25 protein-coding genes and 1 riboswitch are annotated in these 23683 nt (G+C 43.7%); of the genes, 5 read left to right on the top strand and 20 right to left on the bottom strand.

The features are described from left to right. Nucleotides 1-5: 5 nt before the first annotated feature. The 18 genes from L1070_RS11280 to L1070_RS11195 all read right to left on the bottom strand — a co-directional run bounded on the left by L1070_RS11280 (nucleotide 6) and on the right by L1070_RS11195 (nucleotide 16846). Nucleotides 6-1484, bottom strand: coding sequence for a cobyric acid synthase (locus L1070_RS11280; protein WP_237125618.1), 1479 nt, complete (start codon nucleotides 1482-1484; stop codon nucleotides 6-8). Further along, a complete protein-coding gene (cobU, locus tag L1070_RS11275) occupies nucleotides 1484-2014 on the bottom strand; it encodes a bifunctional adenosylcobinamide kinase/adenosylcobinamide-phosphate guanylyltransferase (RefSeq protein WP_237125617.1) in 531 nt (176 codons plus the stop codon). The genes L1070_RS11280 and cobU overlap by 1 nt, the downstream gene beginning before the upstream one ends. Next, the gene (locus L1070_RS11270; protein ID WP_237125616.1) at nucleotides 2011-2784 is read right to left on the bottom strand and encodes an adenosylcobinamide-GDP ribazoletransferase; all 774 of its coding nucleotides are present in this window, start codon (nucleotides 2782-2784) and stop codon (nucleotides 2011-2013) included. The genes cobU and L1070_RS11270 overlap by 4 nt, the downstream gene beginning before the upstream one ends. Beyond that, nucleotides 2781-3848 (bottom strand): nicotinate-nucleotide--dimethylbenzimidazole phosphoribosyltransferase, encoded by a 1068-nt coding sequence (gene cobT / locus L1070_RS11265; protein ID WP_237125615.1) that lies wholly within the window; start codon nucleotides 3846-3848, stop codon nucleotides 2781-2783. Before cobT ends, L1070_RS11270 begins: the two co-directional genes overlap by 4 nt. A gap of 8 nt (nucleotides 3849-3856) precedes the next feature. Next, nucleotides 3857-4852 (bottom strand): iron ABC transporter permease, encoded by a 996-nt coding sequence (locus L1070_RS11260; protein ID WP_237125614.1) that lies wholly within the window; start codon nucleotides 4850-4852, stop codon nucleotides 3857-3859. After that, nucleotides 4849-5634, bottom strand: coding sequence for an ABC transporter ATP-binding protein (locus L1070_RS11255; protein ID WP_237125642.1), 786 nt, complete (start codon nucleotides 5632-5634; stop codon nucleotides 4849-4851). Before L1070_RS11255 ends, L1070_RS11260 begins: the two co-directional genes overlap by 4 nt. Nucleotides 5635-5769: 135 nt before the next feature. Further along, a riboswitch (cobalamin riboswitch) is annotated at nucleotides 5770-5901 on the bottom strand. A 12-nt stretch (nucleotides 5902-5913) separates the two neighbouring features. Next, complete coding sequence (locus tag L1070_RS11250; protein WP_237125613.1) at nucleotides 5914-6513, bottom strand: histidine phosphatase family protein; 600 nt, start codon at nucleotides 6511-6513, stop codon at nucleotides 5914-5916. A gap of 80 nt (nucleotides 6514-6593) precedes the next feature. Next, nucleotides 6594-6806: a (Na+)-NQR maturation NqrM gene (gene nqrM / locus L1070_RS11245; RefSeq protein WP_070983823.1), complete on the bottom strand. Its 213-nt coding sequence runs from the start codon at nucleotides 6804-6806 to the stop codon at nucleotides 6594-6596. 90 nt (nucleotides 6807-6896) lie between these two features. Further along, on the bottom strand, nucleotides 6897-7916 hold the full coding sequence (locus tag L1070_RS11240; protein WP_237125612.1) for an FAD:protein FMN transferase: 1020 nt from the start codon (nucleotides 7914-7916) through the stop codon (nucleotides 6897-6899). A 164-nt stretch (nucleotides 7917-8080) separates the two neighbouring features. Continuing rightward, a complete protein-coding gene (gene nqrF, locus L1070_RS11235) occupies nucleotides 8081-9307 on the bottom strand; it encodes an NADH:ubiquinone reductase (Na(+)-transporting) subunit F (protein WP_237125611.1) in 1227 nt (408 codons plus the stop codon). 17 nt (nucleotides 9308-9324) lie between these two features. Then, complete coding sequence (gene nqrE / locus L1070_RS11230) at nucleotides 9325-9933, bottom strand: NADH:ubiquinone reductase (Na(+)-transporting) subunit E (RefSeq protein WP_070983820.1); 609 nt, start codon at nucleotides 9931-9933, stop codon at nucleotides 9325-9327. Between the two features lie 10 nt (nucleotides 9934-9943). Then, the gene (locus L1070_RS11225; protein WP_070983819.1) at nucleotides 9944-10576 is read right to left on the bottom strand and encodes an NADH:ubiquinone reductase (Na(+)-transporting) subunit D; all 633 of its coding nucleotides are present in this window, start codon (nucleotides 10574-10576) and stop codon (nucleotides 9944-9946) included. After that, nucleotides 10576-11322: a Na(+)-translocating NADH-quinone reductase subunit C gene (locus tag L1070_RS11220; protein ID WP_237125610.1), complete on the bottom strand. Its 747-nt coding sequence runs from the start codon at nucleotides 11320-11322 to the stop codon at nucleotides 10576-10578. The genes L1070_RS11225 and L1070_RS11220 overlap by 1 nt, the downstream gene beginning before the upstream one ends. After that, nucleotides 11315-12514 (bottom strand): NADH:ubiquinone reductase (Na(+)-transporting) subunit B, encoded by a 1200-nt coding sequence (locus L1070_RS11215; RefSeq protein ID WP_237125609.1) that lies wholly within the window; start codon nucleotides 12512-12514, stop codon nucleotides 11315-11317. The genes L1070_RS11220 and L1070_RS11215 overlap by 8 nt, the downstream gene beginning before the upstream one ends. A 2-nt stretch (nucleotides 12515-12516) precedes the next feature. After that, nucleotides 12517-13860, bottom strand: coding sequence for a Na(+)-translocating NADH-quinone reductase subunit A (locus L1070_RS11210; protein ID WP_237125608.1), 1344 nt, complete (start codon nucleotides 13858-13860; stop codon nucleotides 12517-12519). 769 nt (nucleotides 13861-14629) lie between these two features. Next, nucleotides 14630-15820, bottom strand: coding sequence for an enoyl-ACP reductase FabV (fabV, locus tag L1070_RS11205; RefSeq protein ID WP_237125607.1), 1191 nt, complete (start codon nucleotides 15818-15820; stop codon nucleotides 14630-14632). Nucleotides 15821-15890: 70 nt separating this feature from the next. After that, complete coding sequence (locus tag L1070_RS11200; RefSeq protein ID WP_070983815.1) at nucleotides 15891-16205, bottom strand: BolA family protein; 315 nt, start codon at nucleotides 16203-16205, stop codon at nucleotides 15891-15893. A 20-nt stretch (nucleotides 16206-16225) separates the two neighbouring features. Continuing rightward, nucleotides 16226-16846: an alpha-ketoglutarate-dependent dioxygenase AlkB gene (locus L1070_RS11195; protein WP_237125606.1), complete on the bottom strand. Its 621-nt coding sequence runs from the start codon at nucleotides 16844-16846 to the stop codon at nucleotides 16226-16228. Between the two features lie 38 nt (nucleotides 16847-16884). Between L1070_RS11195 and L1070_RS11190 the strand changes: the two genes are divergently transcribed. The 4 genes from L1070_RS11190 to L1070_RS11175 are packed head-to-tail and all read left to right on the top strand — an operon-like array spanning nucleotide 16885 to nucleotide 20618. Beyond that, nucleotides 16885-18027, top strand: a complete 1143-nt coding sequence (locus L1070_RS11190) for a methyltransferase (RefSeq protein WP_237125605.1) — start codon at nucleotides 16885-16887, stop codon at nucleotides 18025-18027. A gap of 3 nt (nucleotides 18028-18030) precedes the next feature. Further along, nucleotides 18031-18582: a YajG family lipoprotein gene (locus L1070_RS11185; RefSeq protein ID WP_237125604.1), complete on the top strand. Its 552-nt coding sequence runs from the start codon at nucleotides 18031-18033 to the stop codon at nucleotides 18580-18582. Further along, nucleotides 18582-19205 (top strand): peptidylprolyl isomerase, encoded by a 624-nt coding sequence (locus L1070_RS11180; protein ID WP_237125603.1) that lies wholly within the window; start codon nucleotides 18582-18584, stop codon nucleotides 19203-19205. Before L1070_RS11185 ends, L1070_RS11180 begins: the two co-directional genes overlap by 1 nt. Nucleotides 19206-19220: 15 nt before the next feature. After that, nucleotides 19221-20618, top strand: a complete 1398-nt coding sequence (locus L1070_RS11175) for an MFS transporter (RefSeq protein WP_237125602.1) — start codon at nucleotides 19221-19223, stop codon at nucleotides 20616-20618. A 73-nt stretch (nucleotides 20619-20691) separates the two neighbouring features. Here the strand turns inward: L1070_RS11175 and L1070_RS11170 are convergent, their stop codons facing one another. Further along, complete coding sequence (locus L1070_RS11170) at nucleotides 20692-20934, bottom strand: helix-turn-helix transcriptional regulator (protein WP_070983810.1); 243 nt, start codon at nucleotides 20932-20934, stop codon at nucleotides 20692-20694. A 541-nt stretch (nucleotides 20935-21475) separates the two neighbouring features. Beyond that, on the bottom strand, nucleotides 21476-21814 hold the full coding sequence (gene erpA / locus L1070_RS11165; RefSeq protein WP_070983809.1) for an iron-sulfur cluster insertion protein ErpA: 339 nt from the start codon (nucleotides 21812-21814) through the stop codon (nucleotides 21476-21478). A gap of 186 nt (nucleotides 21815-22000) precedes the next feature. Here erpA and L1070_RS11160 point away from each other — a divergent pair, with 186 nt between their 5' ends. Beyond that, a complete protein-coding gene (locus L1070_RS11160; RefSeq protein WP_237125641.1) occupies nucleotides 22001-23683 on the top strand; it encodes a chloride channel protein in 1683 nt (560 codons plus the stop codon).

Raw genomic sequence — 23683 nt, 5'->3', positions numbered from 1 at the left:
TTTCTCTATGCTTTTGATGCTAAGGCTAGCAGCTTATCTATATCCAAGTGTTGCTCGCAGGTATCGGCTAAACGCTCTAGCTGTTGTTCTCGATGCGCAGCGAGGTCAAATGCATTGGCCTGCACGCGTCCATCACTGGCCCATGCAAGTATCACATTGGCTGCATCCGGGGTATCAAATAGCCCATGTAAGTAAGTACCCACAATCTGATTATCATCTGATATAAAACCATCTTGAGTGATATTTTCAGGGTGATTAGTAAAGCGTATAAATGGCCGATTCAAAGCCTTCCCTTCGCTGATACCACAGTGAATTTCATACCCTTTGATGGCCGTTGCTGCATCACCCAGCAAACATTGCCCCGATACTTGGGTTAAAGTTTTGTTGCCCCTAAGCGTGGTGGTGAACTGGGCAAGATTTAACGCACTGATTTGTTTTTGTGATGACTCAATGCCTTCGGGATCATAAATCGCCTGCCCCAACATTTGTAAGCCACCACAGACACCCAATAATTTGCCACCAAAACGCAAATGCCGTGTTATCTCTGCCTGCCAACTCTGCGCCTTCACAAAGGCCATATCACCGAGCACATTTTTACTGCCCGGAATAATGATGAGATCCGTTGGGCCTATTTGTTGTTCATGGCGCACATAAGTTAAATCCACGTTGGGGTGTAACCGCAAACTATCAAAATCTGTGTGATTACTAATATGCGGCAACAGCAGCACACTCACTTTTAACTGTGTGTCTACCACATGGTTTTCGATTGTTACGGCATCCTCTGCATCAAGATTAAGTGCATGCAAATACGGCATCACACCCAACACGGGTTTACCAGTATATTCCTCAAGCCAGTCCAAACCTGATTGTAATAAGCTTATGTCTCCACGAAAGCGGTTAATCACAAACCCTTTCACCAAGGCTTGCTCTTGCTCACTAAGCAGCGCCAAGGTACCAACAAGGTGAGCAAACACCCCTCCTTTGTCGATATCCGCCACGATGATAACAGGACAATCAACCGCGCAGGCAAAGCCCATATTGGCGATATCATTTTCCCTCAAGTTAATTTCCGCCGGACTGCCCGCCCCTTCGACCAATATCAACTCATATTGTGCTTCTAGCCGTTGATGAGATTGCAATACAGCTTGCATCGCCACTTTTTTATAGTCATGGTATTTCGCCGCTTCCATATTGCTAATGGCACGGCCGTGGATGATCACCTGTGCACCGGTATCACTATTTGGCTTTAGCAATATAGGGTTAAAGTCCGTGTTGAGGGCAACTTTTGCGGCAATCGCTTGCAGCGCTTGCGCCCTCCCTATTTCTCCACCACAAGGTGTCACCGCACTGTTCAGTGCCATATTCTGTGGTTTGAAAGGGGCAACCTGCATGCCTCTGCGTGCAAACACACGACACAACCCCGCCACAAGTGTGCTTTTACCTGCATCAGAGGTGGTCCCCTGTACCATCAGTGTTTTCGCCATTATTTGAGCCTCAAGCTACATCCGGCCATGACAAATTCAACATGGGTCGCGATGTTTGCGATGTCTTGATGTAACCAACCGGACTGATCAACAAATTCACGATTCAACTCCCCCATAGGCACAATGCCATGACCGACTTCATTACTGACCATGATCACATCAGCTAAAGTACCTTGCAAAGCTGCCAACAGCTGCTGTTTCTTGGCTAAGTATTCTGCCAGCCCTTTTTCACATAACCCATAGGTCAACCAAAGCGTTAAACAATCAACTAACACACAGCAGCGTGAAGGCTGTGCCATCAACTGTTCAGGCACAAGCCAAGGCTCTTCAATAAGCTGCCATTGTTCATCTCGACGTGCTTGATGATGAGCAATACGACTTAGCATCTCATCATCCTTTGCTTGTGCTGTGGCCAAATATACAATCTGCTCGACCTTGCCACTGGTAAGTAAAGTGTTGGCTTTGTGCTCCGCCAGCGCGCTTTTTCCTGAACGTGCTCCCCCTAGTATCAGCTGAACCTCTTTGCTCATCGCCATATCGCTAAACACACCATATAAATCACTACTTCTGAGATTTGCTGGGCAGCCCCTAGGCAATCTCCCGTATATCCACCGAGTTGTTGATTAAACCAAGTTACACACAAACGCCTCATCACCGTTAAGCTCACAATCAGTGCCACACAGTGCCAAATGCTAAAATAATCAAAACACCAAAAAACCACCAACACAGCTAATGCACAGCCATACAAATACACTCGAGCATGATTTGATAAGCTTTGAACAACTGGCTTAACTTTACTTTGCGTATCCTGTTGTACATAGGGCAAAAGAGCGATTATGCTCGTCGCCATAGCTCGACTTAAGGTATGCCCACAGATAAGCGCAATACACACCCAGTACCCATGCTCAGCAAGGCTAACCAACAGTTGGTACTTCAACAGTAACAATAAACACAAAGCGGCGACGCCATATGTGCCAAGTCGGCTATCTTTCATAATGTCGAGCTTTTGCTCAACCGACCAACCCCCACCGAAGCCATCCCACACGTCAGCAAAGCCATCTTCATGGAAGGCACCAGTCACGAATATTCCCGTAGCGAGTGTTAATATGACCGCGACTTCAGCGGTTAAAATGCTTTGCAGTAATAGATAGATAAACGCCAATAACAACCCAACAAGCAGCCCCACCAGTGAAAAATAACCGCTAGCTTGGTTCAACTGTGAATCATCAACCTTATCTTTAATTGGTACTGGCAAACGGGTGAGAAATACCACGGCCAACAAAAAAGCACCTTTGTTCACACGCTCACCACATCATTGACCTGCGCTTGTGAGAAACTGGCCATATCGTTGTAAAATGCTAATGCGCTTTGCAATATAGGTAGACACAGTGCGGCCCCGGTCCCTTCGCCTAACCTCAACTCTAAATTCAACAAAGGCTTGACCTGCAAATGAGCCAGCATTTTGGCGTGCCCTTGCTCACCTGAGTTATGCGCAAAGATCATGTAATCAAGACAATTTGGTTCCATTTCAATTGCCAGCATAGCAGCGGCAGTTGCGATAAAGCCATCAACCAAAATTGCTTTTTGAAGCCGAGCCCCCGCCAGCATGGCACCAACCATTTGACAAATTTCAAAACCACCCAAACAGCGTAAAACATCTCGCGCTGTACTCAAGTGTTCGCCATGAAATTGCAAAGCTTGCGTTATCAATCGCAACTTTTTGGCCTGTACGTCGTCATCAACTCCAGTGCCTCTGCCCACAGTTTGCTCCGGAGCCAAGCCACTTAATGCCGCAAAGATTGCCGCCGCCGAGCTGGTGTTACCAATGCCCATCTCACCAAATGCCAGCAGGTTGCAATTATGGTTGAGCTTAGTTTCTATCAACTGTTTGCCGTAAGCCAAACCTTGTTCAAGCTGCTGATGTGACATCGCTACAGACGTGGTAAAGCACGAAGTACTCGTGCCAAGGCGCTGAGAAATAACGCCTAACTCGGGTTCTGGCGTAGTTAAGATTCCACAGTCAACCACACTGAGTTGCCAGTCAAACTGACGGCAAAACACATTGATAGCCGCCCCACCGTTGGCGAAATTTGCGACCATTTGCCCTGTCACTTCGCTAGGGGCAATCGATACCCCATGCGCTGCAATGCCATGGTCACCGGCAAAAACAACTAGTTGAGGCTGAGTAATGGTAAAACGTGCGCACTCAAACTGCGCTAAGCTCAAACCTTGAGAAAAGATCAATACCAACTGCTTAGCCAGTACCTCAAGATCACCCAGCGCACCGAGTGGTTTTGTTTTAAGATCAATTCTCTGTTGTATTTGCGCCGCAAATTCTAGGTCTAATTTACGTACCTCACCCATATACTTTCCTATATTGAGGCTGTTGTGCGCTTACGTAGCACCAACAAAGTTAAGAAAAACACACTACCAATGGCCGCTGTGATCACACCGACTGGTAACTCTTGATTCTCAAGTACGGTGCGAGCAACAATATCCACCCACAACATAAATAGCCCACCACTCAAAGCAGTAATAAGTAAACCTGCGGTGCTTGCTTGCGACACAAAAAAGCGCACTATGTGTGGGATCATTAGACCCACAAATCCAACGCCACCACACATAGCAACCAATACCGCAGTCAATAACGAGCTTAATAGCAACATACCCAAACGTAACTTAGTCACATTCACGCCCAATGTTGTGGCACTTTCATCGCCCAACAGCATGGCATTGAGCGTTCTTCGAAATAACAACATGCAACCTACGCTCAAACAAACCACGATTGCTGGCAACCATAATGTCTGCCAATCAGCGCGCGAGAAGCTGCCTAATGTCCAAAATACAATGGCCGTGATCGCTTGTGGGTCGCTCCAGTACAACAGCAAGCTAGTACAAGCACTGAACAAGAAAGACAAAGCAACGCCCGCCAGCAGCATAGACTCCACTTGGTTATTCAGTTGTGCTTTAGCAATTAACAACAACGCACTCATTGCCAACAAACTGCCTGCAAACGCTGCGCCCGACAGTACTAAGCCCGCTTGTACTCCTGTGAATGCAAATAGCAGCACCACCCCAAATGAAGCACCCGATGACACCCCAAATAAGTATGGGTCGGCCAACGGGTTACGCGTAACTGTCTGTAAAATAAGACCAGCCATAGCTAAACCACCACCCGCTAAAAATGCCAATATGGCACGCGGCAAACGCAACTCTATAATGATTTTTTGCTCTAGATTAGTAGCATCATAGGACAGTAAAGCTTGCCAAATATCAGACAGTTCAATGGCTATCGCACCCAGACTCAAAGCTGATACAAAGCTAGTCAGCACCGCTAGGGACAGAGCGCTCAATGCAAACTTATTCATTGAATATATCCATAGTGATAGCGAATGTGTGGCACTAATGTTTGCTCACTGTGGGCGTTAGGCACTTGAGTCACCTGTGCACACACGCCAAACACATCACTGAGTAACTCACTGGTGAGCACCTGCAAAGGCGTACCCTGTGCTTTCAATTCACCATTTTGAAGTACCAACAAATGGTCTGATACGGCCGCTGCCAAATTGAGATCGTGAAAAGATGCCAATACGCTCACGCCCAACGACTTTGCCAACTCCATGATCTGAATTTGGTATTTCACATCTAGGTGGCTCGTTGGCTCATCCATGATTAACAATTGTGGCTGTTGCACCATCGCTCTGGCTATCATCACCCGTTGTTTTTCACCACCAGATAATGAACTGAACATCTGATTGGATTTATGTGAAAGGCCGACCTTTTCAAGCGCCATGGCAATATCATCTTTATCTTTATGATTTATGGAAGAAAAAAGTGGCTTATGTGGTGTCACTCCCATAGCGACCACATCAAATACCCCGAGATTAAATTGCTCGGGTACATCTTGCAGCACCACAGCAACTTGCTTGGCATATTCCGGCCTTGAGTAGCGCTCAATTGGCGCGTTAAGCAACTGAATTTGACCATAGGTTGGTTTGATAAAACGATAGATACATCTCAATAAAGACGATTTTCCTGCACCATTAGGGCCCAGTAGGCCCACAAACTGCCCAGCTTTGATGCTAAAGCTGACATCTTTGAGGATATTCGATTGATTTATTTGCAACCCAACCTGCTGGACATCCAACATAGAGCACGTTGCGTGTACTGACTGATTCATGCTTACCTTAAACACATAACCGCGAGTCGTAAGCACAAACAATAGCGCATTCACGTAATGACATGAACACTAGGAAAAGTATTATTGCATGTGACTCAAAGTACGCCCGCTAAGAGTATATTTTGCCGGTCTTGGTATCTGACTTTGGCCACAAGCGTGGACCTTCACAGTTGCGGGGACAGTTGAGTATTTGCAACTCATTCCCAAGATTCACCAACAAAGTTGGTTGCCATTATGCTGTCTAGACGTCTAAAATACAACTTTTGGCCAACCTTTATCCTGCTCATCGTAGTAAACTTTCACTTTAAGCACTTTGCCATATTCAATGTCTAGCGCGCTAAATATACAGCTGTTACTAATCGGTATCTGTAAAATATATGCCACGAGTTGCTTTATGACCCCACCATGTGTGAACACCACATTGTGAGGACTTCTATTGCTGTCTAATTGAAAGCACCACCATTGTTCGACGCGTCTTTTAAATTCCAGTAAAGACTCACCATTTGGCGGTGTATATAAATGAGGTGATTGCCAAAACTGGCCAAGAGTTGGTTTAGTTGTGAGCTGCCATAGTGACTCGTAAGATTGACCGTCCCAATCCCCAAAATCCATTTCTTTGAGTGCCTCATCAAGCTCAAACTGGTAGCCATGTAACTGTGCGTAATGCTGAGCAAATTCTTTGCAGCGCTTTAACGGTGAACTAAAAACAAGCGCGCCACTGCTCACAGATTCCACGGCTTTGCTAAGCTGTTGCCAGCCAACTTTACTTAACTCAACATTACTGCGCCCAAGCAAGTGCCCTGTAACTTGCGGCTGACCATGACGGATAAAGTACCAAGTTTGCTGCATAGGTTCACCTGTGTCTACTACATCTAGTTTTGGTGATCAAAAATGCGAGCCGAGGCTCGCATTTTCACTGAAGCAATGACTTACAAAATTTGATTTTCTTTCCAAGCTTGTTCCTTCGCCAGACGTTTTTTACGTCTGTCACAAGGGTCATCACAATCGCAGGCCTTTTCAACGCCAACAGCACCTAATCCACCACAGCTGCTAGCCATTGATTTCTTTTGTACGATAACACCGACAGCCATTGCTGTAACAATCAAAATAAGCAAACCAAAGGTAAGTAAAAACAGTGACATGGTACTGGCCTCTAAAATATAAAAATGGACTCAGCGTACTGAGCCTGTGACGGTCTAAGACCACTTTATTATAACTCGCTTATTCTCTAGTCACAAATAAGGTTTAAACGCCTCACTGACATAAGTTATAAGGCCTTGGTCTGATTTACTAATTAGATACACCGCCAACTGATGTTGCTCTGCATACGCCTTGGCACGCTCAGTGCCCATAACAGTCAATGCAGTGGCTAAGCCATCCGCCGTCATTGCCGATGGGTGCAAAACTGTCACCGATACCAACTCATGTTTAACTGGCATGCCCGTTGCGGGGTCGATTAGATGAGTAAAGGTTTCACCATCCATTTCATAAAAGATACGATAGTCACCCGAGGTCGCAATCCCGGTATCTCTTAACTTGAGTTCGCGGTGTACTTGCCTTTTCCCCATAGGAGCATCAGGCTGCTCTATGGCAATGATCCAAGGTTTATCATTCGGTTTACTACCCGAAACACGCAGCTCTCCGCCAATTTCAACCATGTAATTATCAATGCCAAGTTGCTCCAACAAAGCAGCGACTTTATCTATACCGAAACCTTTTGCCGTAGCTGAAAACGATACCTCTAAGCCATCTACAGTTTTCGCCAAGCCTTGTTCGCTCAGCAACAACTTATCTACGCCAATACGGCTGCGCATATCATCAAGTTGCGCCTGAGATGGACGCTTTGTAGGACGCTTATCAGGACCAAAGCCCCACAGATCGATTAACGGACCCATCGTGACATCCAGTGTTTCGGTTGACTTACCAAGGCGTATAGACTCAGCCACTACCGCACGAAAGTCTTCACTAATTACCATCACTTCACCTTGCGAAAGCATATTGAACTGATTGATTTCTGAATCTTCAACCCAAGGAGACATCGACTGATTTACCGCAACCAGAGTGTCATCTATCTGCTTTTTAAGCTGATTTTGTTCAAGCTCTAGCGCCCCTGGGAAAATCTTAATATTGTAGGTAGTGCCCATAGTTTTTCCATTTATCACTATGGCCTGTGAAGTATGTCTTGTACTGTTGTCACATCCACTTAGGACCAGTGTCAGCAAAATCATTACGGGTAAAAAAATACGTGCCATCTTCCATCCTATCGTTCATTTAGTTATTCGCAAGCGCTCGCACATTCATCCCTTTATATACTGTGTTCGCTCTTTTCATGCATTAAAAAGCCCCAAGACGCTAGCGCCTTGGGGCTGATATTTTATCTCAAAACTGTGTTTTGGATCATGTGCTAAAAGCCTAATTAGCCACCGAAGTCATCTAGTAAGATGTTTTCGTCTTCAACGCCTAAGTCTTTAAGCATGTTGATTACTGCGGCATTCATCATTGGAGGACCACACATGTAGAACTCGCAATCTTCTGGTGCTTCATGATCTTTCAAGTAGTTATCATAAAGTACGTTATGGATGAAACCTGTGTAACCTTCCCAGTTATCTTCTGGTTGTGGATCTGACAATGCAGTGTGCCATACGAAGTTGTCGTTCTCAGCAGCTAGGCCATCGAAGTCTTCAACGTAGAACATTTCACGCTTAGAACGCGCACCATACCAGAAAGACATCTTACGTTTAGAGTTAAGACGCTTAAGCTGGTCAAAGATGTGTGAACGCATCGGAGCCATACCTGCACCACCACCAACAAATACCATTTCTGCGTCTGTGTCTTTAGCAAAGAACTCACCAAACGGACCAGAGATAGTAACTTTGTCACCTTCTTTAAGTGACCAAATGTACGATGACATTTTACCACATGGTAGTGACAAGTTATTTGGCGGCGGAGTCGCAATACGTACGTTTAGCATGATAATGCCGAACTCTTCTGGGTAGTTAGCCATTGAGTATGCACGAATTGTTTCTTCATCCACTTTAGACTCAAGATTAAAGAAGCCAAAACGCTCCCAATCTGGGCGATACTCTTCAGGAATATCGTAGTCTGCATATTTAACGTGGTGTGGTGGCGCTTCAATCTGAATGTAACCACCGGCACGGAAAGGTACTGACTCACCATCCGGAATAGCAAGCTTAAGCTCTTTGATGAAAGTCGCTTTGTTATCGTTAGAGATAACTGTACATTCCCACTTCTTAACACCGAAAATTGACTCTTCAAGTTCAATTTCCATGTCGTTTTTCACGTTTACCTGACACGCTAAACGGCAGCCCTCACGAGCCTCACCTTTAGAGATGTGATCAAGTTCAGTTGGTAGAATATCGCCACCACCTGATTTTACATGTACGCGACACTGACCACATGAGCCACCGCCACCACAAGCTGATGATACAAAGATACCCGATTCTGATAGAGCACCAAGTAACTTGCTGCCAGCAGAAGTAGTAATACCTTTTTCAGGATCACCGTTAATTCCAATTGTGATGTCACCGCTTGCTACTAACTTAGATTTAGCTGCAATAATTACTAAAACTAAGATAACAACGATAGCAATGAACATCCCTACGCCTAAATATACCTCAAGCATGATTTTTCCTCGCTACCTTACAGTGAAATACCAGAGAATGACATAAAGCCAAAGCCCATCAAACCTACAGTGATGAAGGTAATACCCAAACCACGAAGACCATCTGGAACGTCTGCATATTTCATTTTCTCACGGATACCAGCAAGCAATACGATTGCCAATGCCCAACCCACACCAGAACCAATACCAAACACCACTGACTCACCAAAGTTAAGGTTACGCTCAACCATGAATGAAACCGCACCAAAAATCGCACAGTTTACAGTGATAAGAGGTAAGAAGATGCCCAGCGCGTTGTAAAGTGCAGGGAAGAACTTGTCTAGTGCCATCTCAAGGATCTGTACCAATGCAGCGATTACACCGATAAAGGTCAAAAAGCGTAAGAAACTTAAGTCAGCTTCTGCAAACCCTAACCATTCAAGTGCACCTGGTGCTAATACAGCGTAATACACTAGGTTGTTTACTGGTACAGCAACGCCTAGTACAAAGATTACAGCAACACCAAGGCCCAGTGACGTAGTTACTTTCTTAGATACCGCTAGGAATGTACACATACCCAAGAAGAAAGATAAAGCTAAGTTTTCAACAAAAACCGCTTTAACGAATAAACTAATATATTGTTCCATCTCTCTCCCCTTACGCCTTCGCTTCTACTTGATCTTTCTTGTATGTACGAAGTATCCAAATGAAGATACCTACCAAGAAGAACGAGCTGAATGGCATAATCAGTAGACCCATTGGGCGATACCAACCACCGTCAGAAACGAGTGGCAAGATCTCAACACCAAATAAAGTACCAGAACCGAATAGTTCGCGAACGAAACCAACCGTTAGCAGTACCACTGAGTAACCTAAACCGTTACCGATACCATCTAAGAATGACATTGCAGGTGGTGACTTCATCGCATAAGCTTCAGCACGGCCCATTACGATACAGTTAGTAATGATCAAACCGATGAACGTTGAAAGCTCTTTAGCCGTTGAGTAAACAACCGCCTGTAGCACCTGGTCAACAACGATTACCAATGAGGCAATGATGGTCATCTGCACAATAATACGTACACTCGAAGGAATGTGGTTACGCATCATAGAGATGAATAAGCTTGAAAATGCAGTTACCAATGTCAAAGCAATTGACATGATCAAAGCATTTTTAAGGCTTGATGTTACCGCCAATGCTGAACAAATACCTAACACCTGAAGGGCAATCGGGTTGTTCGCAAAGACAGGGCCAAACAAGACTTCTTTCATTTCTTTAGTGTTAGCCATTAGTTCAATGCTCCTTTACGTACTTTCGCAAGGAATGGACCAAAGCCTTTGTTGCTAGTCCAAAAATCAATCGTGTTATCCACACCGTTTGACGTCAAAGTAGCGCCAGACAAGCCATCGATCTTATGCTCGTTGTCACCTGCTGTACCTTTAACGATATCAATCGGAAGCTGCTTACCATTCCACGTTGCTGTCCACTTAGGGTTTTGGATTTCACCACCTAGACCCGCAGTTTCGTTGTGCTTGTAGAACTGAATCGCTTTGATTGTTTGACCATCATCATCCAATGCTAGGAAGCCAAACATAACACCCCAAAGGCCATAACCTTGAATTGGTAGGATAACCGTAGACACCTCACCGCTTTCATCTTTTGCAAGATAAACCGGAGAGTTATGAGTCATACGCTGAATGCCCGCTAAATCATCCTCTTTAGGGATAGCAAAGCTTCGAGCTGCATCATATTTAGTGCTTTCGAAATCAAATGAACTGTGATCTACATCTACATATTCACCTGTTTTCATATCGATAACGCGAGGTTCGATATTTGCTTTAAATGTTGCTTCAACGTCTTTCACATCTTTAAAGCCAGCAGCTGCAAGAATATTGCGTTGCACGTCTTGGATTTTGTTAGCTTGTTGTAATGGACGTAGTTGTACCGAAGCAACAGATACTACGACTGCACATACCAAACAAAGACTAACAACGACGCCTAATGTTTTGCCGATAGATTCATTGTTACTAGACACGTGCTAATCTCCTCTTAACATTGGACTGCACTACAAAGTGGTCGAATAGTGGAGCAAACAAGTTAGCGAAAAGAATTGCTAACATCATGCCTTCTGGGTATGCAGGGTTAACCACACGGATTAATACAACCATCACACCAATTAGTGCACCGTATGCAAACTTACCTTTATCAGTGAACGACGCAGAAACTGGGTCAGTCGCCATAAAGAACATACCAAATGCAAAACCACCTAATACTAAATGCCAGTACCAAGGCATAGCAAACGCAGCGTTAGTGTCTGAACCTAATGCGTTAAACAGGCTCGCCATCGCCACCATACCTAGGAATACACCTAGTACGATACGCCATGATGCAATACGAACATACATCAGGAAGAAGCCACCGATCATCAGCGCGAGCGTAGACGTCTCACCCATAGAACCTTGAATGAAACCGTAGAACGCATCCCACCAAAGAACCATGTTATTGAAGTCTAAAGCACCTTGAGCAGCTTGACCTAGGTATGTTGCACCTGAGAATGAGTCAACCGCTGTCCATACTGTGTCACCTGAAATATTTGCAGGGTATGCAAAGAATAGGAATGCACGACCAGCAAGCGCAGGGTTTAGGAAGTTACGGCCTGTACCACCAAACACTTCTTTTGCAACAACAACACCAAAGGTAATACCAAGGGCTGCTTGCCAAAGAGGAATCGTTGCAGGAAGAATTAAAGAGAAAAGTACCGATGTTACGAAGAAACCTTCGTTTACTTCGTGCTTACGGATTGACGCAAATAGTACTTCCCAAAAACCACCTACAGCAAACACTGTCGCGTAAATGGGTAAGTAAAAACATGCACCGTAAAATATCTTAGCGCCCCAACCTGATTGTGCGGTTAACTCACCACCCAATGCTTGGAAAATCGCTACTTGCCAAGTGTTTGCTAGTTCAAAACCGTTACCAAGTGCGATAGCTGCTTGGTGACCAATGTTGAACATGCCAAAGAACATAGCAGGGAATGTTGCCATCCACACTAAAATCATAATACGTTTTAGGTCGATGTTGTCACGTACGTGAGTTGCACCTTTGTTTACATAACCCGGTGTGTAGAAAATGGTTGCCACTGCTTCGTACAACGCATACCACTTTTCGTGTTTACCACCAGGTTCAAAGTGAGGTTCAATGTCTTCTAAAAATTTCTTTAAGGCCATTTTTAACCTTCCTTCTCGATAGTAGTCAGGCAATCGCGCAGGATTGAACCGTACTCATACTTGCCAGGACATACGAAGGTACATAGTGCTAAATCTTCTTCATCCAGCTCCAACGCACCCAACGCAATTGCACCATCTAGATCACGTGAGATTAAGTCACGTAATAGTGGTGTTGGTAAGATATCGAGTGGCATAACACGCTCATAGTTACCGATTGGTACCATGGCACGCTTAGAACCGCCCGTTGAGGTTGTCATTTTAAATAAACGACTTGGCGCTAAGTGTGAAATAAACGTACGTGTTACTGAGAATTTGTCACTACCTGGTGCAATCCAGCCAAATAGCTCTTTCTCGCGACCTTCAAGTAATACTGATACTTGAACATGGTAACGACCAAGGAAAGCATGAGGGCCAGTTGCTGTTTTACCAGCTAACACAGAGCCAGAAATGACTCGGTTATCACCGTCTTCAAGCTCGCCTGCTACTAAATCTGTTAGCGACGCACCTAGTTGAGTTTTAACTAAACGTGGGTTTTTAACACGAGGACCAGCAAGAGCAACGACACGCTCTGCGTAGATTTCGCCAGTTAAGAATAACTGACCAAACGCAATCACGTCTTGGTACCCTAAGTGCCATACCTGCTTATTCGCAGATACTGGGTCTAAGTGGTGAATGTGAGTACCCACTAAACCTGCAGGGTGAACACCCGCAAATTCATGCACTTCTACTTGAGAAAGCGATGAACTTGGCACCTTGCTACCTGCTTTCTTACAAACAAATACTTTGCCATCAGTCAAACGAGATACCACTGCAAGACCTGCTTCAAATGCTTCCACATTTTGGGCAATAATCACAGCTGGATCCGCAGCTAACGGGTTAGTATCGATTGCAGTCACGAAGATAGAACTTGGTGTTGCATCAATTGCAGCTACTTTGCTAAAAGGACGTGCTCTTAACGCAGGCCATTGACCTGACTCAACAAGCACTTCTTTCACTTTGTCACGCTCTAAGCCACTTAATTCGGTAGCAGAGAACTTGTCAAAAGTGAGTTGCTCGTTGCCTTGTACCTCAATCACTACGGATTGTAGTACACGCTTAGCACCACGGTTGATTTCTTTAACTACACCAGCAGCTGGTGCAGTAAACTTGACGCCAGGATTCTTTTTGTCTTCAAAAAGAACTTGGCCTTTTTTGACTTGGTCATCCACACGAACATGCATGGTAGGACGCATACCAATAAACTCTTCGCCAAGCACAGCAACTCGTTTGACGGCAGAACCATCATGAATCACTTGCTGAGGCGCGCCCTCTATGGGTAAGTCCAGACCTTTTTTTATGTTGATCATACGCACTTGCATTACATTAACGGAAAGAAATTGAAAAATCTTTAGTTACCACGGCGCTTGTTGCCTCATATCAATTCAGTATCAAAGAGCCACTTGAACAAATACCGAACAAGCATCGTAGTTGTATTCTCATATATTTCTGTGATTTTAACATTAATCACTCAAACTATGCGAGTGGAATTGCAAAATTAATATGGCTTTCATTGGCTTTGCCGCCAGCATTGAGAGCAGTATAGACTAAAGTAGCACAATAGAAAGTTTGTCCTTTAGAGAGTTCGCTTTCTCTGGACATAGCTGTTGCACTCGGTAAAAACCATATCATCCAACCAATAGAGAAAATCCACCAACAAAAATGGCGATGTAGCCGCTTAGTGTACTGCCACTGTATTGAAACAGCCAAAACATGCGCAAGTCTTGGTCGCCACTTTGCTTATTACAACTATCTGTCTTGAAGTTGTACCGCTAGATCTGGGTCGGTTACATTGTGTCACTCACAAGATTCGCGCCCTTCTTTATCTTGCGACTTCCTACCACGGATAAAACTTAAGGTTGATAATAGCTTTACATTGAAAAAATAAATGAAAAATCGTCAACAGAGAGTGTTTAGTGATTACACCGCACTATAATTGCTTTGATAACCAAGCAAGTATGGTGAATGAGTGTGTTACCGAATACCTTACCTGCAACGAGAATTACGACAATAAAAAAGCGGCTAATCAACCATCAAAGCCAATGGTCAACTTAGCCGCTTTATCTAATATAATTCGACTTAGATTAGATTGTTGATTGCCACATCTGGGTTAACGTCTTGCTCATAATCAATGGTATCGATACCAAAACCGAACAAGCGTAAAAACTCATTATGGTAACCTACATAATCAGTCAGCTCATCAATAGTTTCTGTCGTTACCGTATCCCAAATATGCTGCACGCGGGCCTGCACGTCATCTTCCAATTCTTTATAGTTTTGGAACAAGTGACCGCCGTCATCAAAGCGAGGTGTTTCGCCATATAGGTTTTCACGGAATAACGCATCAATCTGCTCGATGGTCCCTTCATATGTGCCATCTGCTTTCATGACTTTAAATAATGCAGAGATATACAAAGGCATAATCGGAATTGCTGAGCTTGCTTGCGTCACAACCGCATTTAGTGATGATACATATGCTTCACCGTTTAGCGCAGCTGTAGACGCTTTAATGGCCGCCGTTGCACGGTCTAAGTCTTCTTTTGCTTTACCAATGGTTGCATGACCGTAGATAGGCCAAGTAAGCTCTTTACCAATATAGGTGTAGGCCGTTGTTTTGAAGTTGTCAGCCAGTACGTCTGCATCTTTTAGAGCCTCAATCCAAAGCTCCCAATCTTCGCCGCCCATTACTTTCACGGTGTTAGCGATTTCATCTTCATTTGCTGCTTCTACCGTCACTTCATCAATTTCACGCTTAGACGTGTTTAAGTTTTTAGTCGTAACATCACGACCAATTGGCTTAAGTGTTGAAGAGTAAACTTCACCCGTTTTCGGGTCTGTACGACGAGGTGATGCTAGGCTGTAGATGATAAGGTCTACTTTACCCATTTCAGCTTTAATCGTCTCAACGGTCTTAGCTTTTATCTCATCAGAAAAAGCATCGCCATTGATATTTTTTGACCATAACCCTGCTTCATCAGCCGCTTGCTGGAAAGCCGCAGTATTATACCATCCTGCCGAAGCAGTTTTGCGCTCAGAGCCCTCTTTTTCGAAAAAGATGCCTAGCGTTTTAGCTCCGGCACCAAAAGCCGCAGTAATACGCGATGCCAAGCCGTAGCCTGTTGATGCACCAATCACTAGTACATTTTTAGGGCCATTGGCAACTTGGCCTTGTGCTTTAACGTAAGCAATTTGCTCTTTTACGTGCGCAGCGCAACCCACTGGGTGTGCATTGGTACAAATAAAACCACGAATTTTCGGTTTAACGACCATAATCAATCCTATAATTTTTCAAAAACTGTCATAGTTTAATGGTTGATCAGACAAATACAGGTCTGATCAGCTAGTTATCCAACTTAGAGCCACCTAAACAATTAGGTGAATCAGGTATTTGCCCTGCTTTTTCGCTGTATTCTTCAGGCGTATAGGCATGGATAGACAAAGCATGAATATGCTCTGCCAACTCTTGTTGCAAAACCTCATTCACTTTTCTATGGCGTTGTAGCAAACGTTTTCCAACAAACTCCTCGCTCACCACTACGACCTTAAAATGAGATTCTTCGCCACGACTATGCATATGACTTTCGTTTACGACATTGAGGTGTTTACAGCTAATTGCCGCCGCCAATTTATCGTAGATTTGCGCTTGCATCGACATGCTAACCCCTTAATTCGAATTTATTTACGGCCGTTACTATACGCTTTTGTTAACGCTTGACCAACCGTTCTGAAAGTTAAATTGATTCGCCCACCCGATACTTTTGCTTGCGCTGGCAAAGCGTGTTGGTACAACTGTTGGCTGTCGCCATGCATCACCAGCGCACTACCGCTTTGTAGCAACAGTTCATACTGTTGACCTGTCACTTTGTGTTTTATCTTAAACTTGCGTGATGCACCAAGAGAAATAGATACGATACATGGCTCTTGGCCAAGCTCAGCTTCATCATCACTATGCCAGCCCATTTTATCTTGACCATCTCGGTACCAATTGACCAATAAGGCATTAAATTCAAAGCCATACGTGCATTGCAACCGGTGTCGCATTGCCAAAAGAGGCGCAGGCCAAGGCGAATTGTTGAGCGTTTGTTTTGAATAGCTATAGACCACATCATCGTCAGCGATGAAGCATTGCTTACGGGGAATAGTGTGATATTTACCAAAAACCTTAATGCGAGGCTGCTGCCAAATCAGCTGCTCACAAAGATAATCATACAGGGCAATGCTTTTATCTAGACTGATGACAGCGGGATGATAATCAAAACCCGAGGGTAAGAGCTGTTCAGGCTGAGACAATGTCATGATACTATTCACCTATTCGATACATGTTTCTTTATATTATGACAACTGATGCGTTATTAGGTGGCAATACACTAACCCTACACCGTTTTCCTTTAGAACAAAAAAACCGCAGTCTGCAAGCATGGGATGCTGCTGACGAATACCTCGTTGACTACGTGCTTGAGCATCATAACCAAGCGCTGCGTATTTTGGTACTCAATGACGGTTTTGGCGCGTTAAGTTGTGCATTACTATCAACCAATACAAAGCGACAAGTTACCAATGTGAGCGACTCTTTCATCGCCCATCAAGCATGTCAATACAACCTGATTGAAAACCAGTTAGATGATAGTGATGTTCGTTATTTGGATAGCCTGAGTGCACTACCAAATGATGTCGATCTAGTGTTGCTTAAAGTCCCCAAGAATGCGGGTTTTTTGGCACACCAGCTATCTTTACTAAGCCAATTACCAGCCGATATAAAAGTCATTGCGGCAGGCAAAGCTAAAGAAATTCACACCTCTACTTTAAAGAGCTTTAGCCATTATTTACATGAACCGACCACAAGTTTGGCGGTTAAAAAAGCCCGACTCATTTTCAGTGAAACAACTGCCAAGCCCGTAACGAGCAAGTTTCCGGTGTCTTGGCCTTTGGAAAAAACAGAGTTTGTTTTAACGAACCATGCGAACGTGTTCTCTCGAGACTCTTTAGATATCGGAGCGCGATTCTTTATGAACTATCTCCCACAAGGAAAAAAGCCACTCAAAGTCATTGATTTAGGCTGTGGTAATGGGGTAATAGGCTTGCTAACTTTGCAGAATATGCCAAACGCACGCCTCACTTTTGTGGATGAATCGGCGATGGCGGTTGCCAGCGCTAAAGACAATATCACTCAAAACTTACCCGAAGCACTAGAGCGTTGTCAGTTTATCCAAAACGACTGTCTTAGCGATTTCACCTCAGGTTCAGCTGACTTAGTGTTATGTAACCCTCCTTTTCACCAAGCACAGGCAATTACCGACCATATCGCTTGGCAAATGTTTGTACAGGCAAAGCACGTATTAAAAAAAGGCGGAGAATTACGAATCATCGGCAATCGACATCTTGATTACCAAGACAAACTTAATCGACTGTTCGGTAACTGTAAGATCATTGGCAACAACAAAAAATTTACCGTACTGAGTACGATAAGAAGAGGTTAATAAATGAAATTAATTTTTGCTACCTTACTAATTTTTTTGGCCGGTTGTGCCAGCTCACCAAAAACGGTGATACTCAATCCAAGCTATTCATCTGGGGCACTTGTAAATATTCAAGCACCCGTGCAGGTATCTGTTTCTGACAATCGGATCGGTAACTTTACCATACGAGTGCTCAATCAAGAGCCGGCACTTTACCTACCCGACGCCAACGTACCAACCGTTGTTGGCAACGCGTTTAAGCAAGCGCTGCAAGTTAATGGTGCAACGGTGTCGACACTTGCAAACAACCAGTTAGTGCTACACATTAACGAATTTTCAAGCTTGATTACTGAATCGCTTAGCAAGCACCACAGCATCGCCAAAGCTCAATTTAAGGTGACAGTAACAAAAGGAAATAGAAGCTTTGAGAAAAGCTACTCAGCAAAATCTGAGCTAAATGGTCTGCTGCGCCACGATCAGGCAAAAATAGAATCTCAACTCAATGACTTGACTGAAATGCTCATTACTCGCATTGTATCAGACCAAGAACTCATACACTTCTTACAGGGATCATAATGAAAAATATCATCATTTTTTTATCGTGCTTATTATTTTCATTTACAAGCGTAGCGATGAACAAAGAAGGCCGCTTTGTTCAAAAAGACAATTTGTTTCCAAGGGTCAAAATAGCAACTAGCCTTGGCGAAATCGTGATTGAGCTGGATCGCTCGCGCGCCCCTATAACGGTCAATAACTTTTTAACTTACGTCATTAATGGCGATTACAAAGGCTCTGTTTTTCATCGTGTAGAGCGCGATGAAGTAAATGAAACCGATTTTGTGATCCAAGGTGGCGGATACGACAAAGAGTACGATGGTATGTTTGAACGTGCTCCGATTTTTAATGAAAGTGGTAATGGCTTAAAAAATGATATGTATACCGTAGCAATGGCCTACCAAGATAACAAACCACATTCAGGCACCCGTCAATTTTTCTTCAATATGAATGATAATGATCACCTAAACCCTGGTCGAGACTGGGGTTTCGCTGTCTTTGGTAGTGTTGTAGAAGGCTATGAAACACTTGATAAAATTATGCAAGTAGAGACCGGCTATAACAGTAAACTCGGCTACACCTTCATTCCTAAAACTCCTGTCATTATCTTTGATGTCAGTGTATTAGAAGCACAGCCTCTTTAATAAACAAGGAAGTATATGATCCTCAAAGCCAGTTTGCGCGAGTACCTAAGCTACTATAAAGACAAACGCTTAGTGACCATTTTCATGTTGGGGATCAGCAGTGGCTTCCCATGGGTATTAATTGGCTCGGTGATGTCTGCTTGGCTAAAAGACGAGGGCCTCAGTCGCAGTATGATAGGTTTGTTTGGCCTTGTCTTTGCAGCCTACACGGTTAATTTCTTATGGTCGCCGCTTATAGATCGGGTCAAACTGCCTATCTTAGAACGCTTACTTGGGCAGCGACGTAGCTGGATTTTACTGTGCCAGTGTATCATCGCAGCCGCCACCCTAGCGATGTCTACTGTGGCGCTAAAAGAGCAGCTATTTGTAGCCGCACTACTTTGCTTCGTCATCGCCTTATCATCTGCAACCCATGATATCGCCATTGATGCTTTTCGTATTGACTCACTTCCCGAGGAAGAGAGCGAAAAAGCAACTGCGGCGGCCGCTATGGCTACATCGGGATGGTGGACAGGATATGCTTTACTTGGCGCTATGCCATTTTTTCTAGCCGATCTTCCCAACTTAAATTGGCCACACATTTACGTATTTCTCGCCGCAATTATGTTAATGCTGGTCGTGGTTACCTTATTAGCAAAGGAGCCCGAATCTAATCGTGACGTTGTACAAGCGCAACTGGAACAAGCCTACCAAGCTAAGTTAATTGAGTTAGCCCCTGGAAAGCTTAGTCAGCTCACAGCATGGCTTGCGGTTACACTGATAGAACCGTTCAAGAGCTTTTTTCGCAAAAACGGCGTAAAAACAGCAATAGCCCTATTGGCATTTGTCTTTTTGTTCAAAATCGGTGAGTCATTTCTGGCACGTATGTCGATCGTCTTCTACAAAGAAATTGGCTTTACAAACAGTCAGATAGGACAATACTCTAAACTCGGATCGGGTGTTATCACTATCATATTTGCTTTCTTGGGCAGTATATTTAATCACCGTTATGGAATCGTCAAAGGATTGTTTGTCAGTGGTGTTGCCATGGCCGTATCAAACTTGATGTTCTCGTGGATTGCTATCGCGGGCCCAAAGGAGCACCTATACGCTATGGCTATTGTGATTGATGGTTTTACTCAAGCTTGGTCTTTGGTTGCCATGGTCGCCTTCATTTCTATGCTCTGTGACAGAGCATTTAGTGCGACACATTATGCACTGTTAGCATCACTCAGTAGTTTAGGTAGAACCGTGCTTTCGAGCTACAGTGGCGTAGTTATTGATGATTGGCTAGCTGGTAACTGGGCGGTATTTTTTGCACTAACAGCACTGATGGTCACGCCATCATTGGCATTTTTATACTTTATAAGGCACAAATTATACGCCATCGAGGCATCATATCATTCTAGAGTAAACTTTAAGGAAAAGGTTTAGCAGTATGGAGGCTGGATTAAAAAGGTGAGAGAATAATTGAGGTGCAAATCCCTGCACCTATCAAAATGAACTGTTACTGCTCATCTTTCAATAAATGAAGACCTTCATACGGGTCTACTTCTAATGCTTCGCAATAACGTAAAAATTCAATGACATCTAAGCGACGCTCTTGATTTTCAATTTTACCGATGAACGAATGCGGCGTTCCTAACACTTGAGCAAGGCTACGCATTGTATGGCCTTTTTCATGGCGCTTTGACTTAAGCCATTTAGTTAGCTTACCGTTCTCTTCAGAAGAAACAGTTTTTCCCATCATATTAAACATCTCCTACTAGATGATATTAATAAATTTCTCAAACGAAATATGCCCGTCTCGATTGAGCTGTTGTATTGTATACCATAAAGAACGCCAAGTATTCACTCTTTGTTCCCATGTACCAAATTAGGTATAGACTATAATTCTTTTAACACCTAATTAAAACTTCTGTTATGAAAAACTTTTTGTTTAAGTGTTTAGACACCTTAACTTTAACAAAAATTTTATAAAATGTACCACTTTTAATAATAAAATATTTTTCTTTAAAAAATATATAGTTAGGTCTAATATTAACATATTAACTATAATGTAGGCTGAATATAAATGATCAGATTGCTGTTTTTGTTACCAATTTTACTTTGTATAGCGTGGTATTGCTTTTTACGCACTAATGGAGTGCCAATTAAGAAAGGAAAACGCGGATTTGTGTATATCTTGGCATTTAGTACCTTTGTATTAGGCTTCTTTGTATTAATGATTCAAGTCACACAAAATACATAAAAAAGCCACTGCTATGAGTGGCTTCTAAATCAAATAAAAATTAAACGCTGAAGCTTGCACCGCAGCCACAGGTTGTTGTGGCATTCGGGTTGTTCACAAAAAAGCGAGCCCCCTCTAAGCCTTCAGTGTAGTCAACAACACCATCGATTAGGTATTGAATACTCATAGGGTCAACCACCATGGTCACACCATTTTTTTCAATTTCCAGATCGCCTGGATTGGCTTTTTCGTCAAATGTAAAACCATACTGAAAACCAGAGCAGCCACCACCTGTTACATAAACTCGTAGCTTAAGGTTTGAGTTTTCCTCTTCCTCAATCAACTCTTTTACTCTTTTCGCTGCTGCGTCACTAAATTGAATAGGTAACTGTTCAGACATATTCGCTCGACCTTTATACACTCTATAAGGCAATTATCTAATACCCGAGTATTTTAATCAAGTATAGTTATTTCTCTAAAAATCCGTGTTTGTGCACTAAACCTTGAAACTTTATATGCAATGAACAAGGACGATATGACATTTTTTTGGTAGACTTAAGTCCTTATTATGACTTGGAATTTAAACATGTCGCTGGATACTCTCAGGCGTCGCCTTGCTAAACCTAAAACTTCAGTTCAGTTATGCTTGCTTGGTGTTGCTGCGGGGTTACTAGCGGCTATTCTGATCATCCTATTTCGTTTGACAATTGCCAGTGTACAAGGGTTGTTTTTAGAAACTTCTGAGGATTTTTCAACGCTTGCTGAGCATCAACGCGTTATTCTCCCAGTTATCGCTGCGTTGTTGATTGCAGTATTTGCAGACTTAACGGGTTTCAAACACTACCGCCTAGGTATTCCTTTTGTTATCCACCGAATAAAGCATCACTATGGTCAAATGCCCATTTGGAATACCGCAAACCAGTTTTTTGGTGGTGCCGTTGCACTGATCTGCGGCTTTTCTGTTGGTCGTGAGGGTCCATCCGTACATATGGGGGCCACAGGCGCAAGTATTTTAGCAGAGCGCCTTCACTTACCGCTTAACTCAGCCAGAACGCTTGCAGGCTGTGGTGTAGCAGCAGGGATTGCAGCTTCCTTTAATACCCCCCTTGCGGCGGTTATCTTTGTTATGGAAGTCGTGTTGCGTGAATACAAGGTGCATATTTTTGTGCCAATTATGTTGGCTGCGGTCACAGGGGCGTTAGCCACACAATTCGTTTTCGGCAATGACAGCGAGTTGGCATTGATTAGTATCAGCACCTTGAGCTTTTGGCATTATCCGTACCTTATCCTGTGCGGCGTAATTCTCGGTGCTATTGCATTTAGCTTTAATCAAAATCTGATGCTCATTATCAGGGCTTTTAACCCAGTCAGCATGTTTCCACGACTGATGCTGGCGGGCCTTATTGCTGGTTTTATAGGCTATTTAGTGCCGGAAGCGATGGGCTCAGGTATGAGTGCCATACGCTTGGCCGTTGAGTCCCCCGATAATATCCAACTTCTGACTACCGTGTTAATTGCAAAGCTACTCGCCACTTTATTTGCTATTGGACTGGGGATCCCCGGGGGCCTGATAGGTCCAGTCATCGGCTTAGGAGTTGTGATGGGTACATTGATGTCTTTTTTTGCACAATATATTTCACCTGGTGTCGATGTGAGTGGTACATATGGCGTACTAGGTATGGCTGGGTTGTTGGCAGCAACTTTACATGCGCCACTGGCTGCTCTGACCGCTGTAATGGAGTTAACTTCCAACCCGAAAATTATCGTACCCGCGATGTTAGTGATCTCAGCTGCATACATTACCGCATTGCAAGTGTTTGGGAATCGCTCCATCTTTTTACAACAGCTCGACTTTCAAGGCTTGCCCTATCAAGTGTCACCAGCCAGTGAAGCACTTCAAAAAGCGGGGATCATGGAAGAAATGGATGAAAACTTTAAATTACTTTATTCCGACGACAAAGAGCAAATTAAAGATACCTTAGCAGCCGTCAACAGCCAAACACCACTCATCGTATATGATGAGCAAAATGGTTATCGTCTAGCAGAATATGATCTCAGCTTGATGAGTGATCAAAGCATGAGTATTTCATATATTCCACTGCAAGGGCTAAGTAGCCAAGCGACGTTGTCTGATGCATTTGATATTTTAAAAGATAAACGCAGTGGTGCTGTCTATGTCTACAACCAAAAAGATAAAAAGCAAATAATGGGGCTACTGCGTTGGGACCAGATTCGCCATATTCTAACCATTCGAAACAGCTTACTTTAA

This window comes from Pseudoalteromonas sp. MMG022 (genome assembly GCF_021654245.1).
GTDB classification, from domain to species: Bacteria; Pseudomonadota; Gammaproteobacteria; order Enterobacterales; family Alteromonadaceae; genus Pseudoalteromonas; species Pseudoalteromonas amylolytica.
Note: the sequence above shows the minus strand (reverse complement) of the source record. Positions and strands in the feature narration are given on the sequence as shown.